Source organism: Salinisphaera sp. PC39, from assembly GCF_040361335.1.
Classification (GTDB): domain Bacteria; phylum Pseudomonadota; class Gammaproteobacteria; order Nevskiales; family Salinisphaeraceae; genus APNM01.
The window spans coordinates 1-1,323 of sequence record NZ_APNM01000034.1 but is presented as its reverse complement, the minus strand read 5'-3'; the positions used below and the strand labels follow the sequence as shown (position 1 = coordinate 1,323).

General features: G+C 58.5%; 1 protein-coding gene. It reads left to right on the top strand.

Annotated features, from left to right (window positions below; all coding sequences use genetic code 11):
* The first annotated feature begins 139 nt into the window (after positions 1-139).
* On the top strand, positions 140-1,321 hold the full coding sequence (locus tag PC39_RS16595) for an IS4 family transposase (protein ID WP_353254531.1): 1,182 nt from the start codon (positions 140-142) through the stop codon (positions 1,319-1,321).
* Positions 1,322-1,323: the final 2 nt, after the last annotated feature.

Here is a 1,323-nt window from a genome sequence, read left to right as displayed (position 1 = left end):
CACTGCTGTCCGGGGAATCTTTGAGTCATGCAAGATAATCCCATAGCTAACAGCAGGTTAGCTGTGAAAATGGGTGGTGTCGATTTGGCCGGCGAATCGGCGCTCGGGCAGTCTCTCGGGTTTCACCCCGGAGCCCGCCATGAACGCCGGCAAGCCCCTGTTCGCCCAGTTGATGGACTTTTTGCCGTGGACGACCTTCGCCCGGATCGTGACCCGCTACGACGGCAACCGCTACGCCAAGTCGTTGCGTTGTACCGAGCAATTCCGGGTGATGGCGTTCGCCCAGCTGACCTGGCGGGAGAGCTTGCGCGACATCGAGGTCTGCCTGGCGGCCCAGTCCTCGAAGCTCTATCACATGGGCTTTCGCCACGAGATCAAGCGCACCACGCTGGCCGACGCCAACGCCCGGCGCGACTGGCGTATCTATGCCGAATTCGCCCAACGGCTGATGGCCCAGGCACGTCGGCTGTACGCCGACGACAGTCTGGGTCTGGAATTGGCCCACACCGCCTATGCCTTGGACTCGACCACGATCGATCTGTGTTTGTCGCTGTTTCCCTGGGCGCCTTTTCGCCAGACCAAGGCGGCGGTGAAGCTGCATACGCTGCTGGATTTGCGCGGCAATATCCCCAGCTTCATCCATGTCTCGGATGGCAAGCTCCACGACGTCAATGTCCTGGATATGTTGCTGCCCGAGCCCGGGACGATCTACGTCATGGACCGGGCCTATGTTGATTTCCAGCGACTGCACACCCTGCATCTGGCCGGCGCCTTCTTCGTGACCCGCGCCAAGTCGAACCTCGACGCGCGACGCCTTTACTCGTCCCCGGTCGACCGCAGCACCGGTTTGGTCTGCGACCAGACTATTGCGCTCAACGGCGTTTACAGTGCCGGCAAATACCCAAGTCGTTTGCGTCGAATCCGCTTCACCGATCCCGAGTCCGGCAAGACGCTGGTGTTTTTGACCAACAACTTCCTGCTGCCGGCGCCCACCGTGTGCGCCCTCTACAGGAGTCGCTGGCAGATCGAACTGTTTTTCAAATGGATCAAGCAGCATCTTCGCATCAAGCGGTTTTTCGGGACCTCGGAGAACGCCGTCAAGTCGCAAATCTGGATCGCGGTGTCGGTCTATGTCCTGGTGGCCATCGTCAAAAAGCGCCTCGCGCTCGAGGCCTCGCTCTACACTTTGCTACAGATTTTCTCGCTGACCCTGTTCGAGAAACTTCCCATTGAACAGGTACTTACGGATTCGGATTACACACCCGAACAGCCGGAAATCAATAACCAATTGAATTTGTTCGATAATTTAACCGGACACTAGTG

Coding starts and splice junctions, on each gene's coding strand:
- PC39_RS16595 (WP_353254531.1), top strand. CDS start 140: ATGAACGCCGGCAAGCCCCTGTTCGCCCAGTTGATGGACTTTTTGCCG.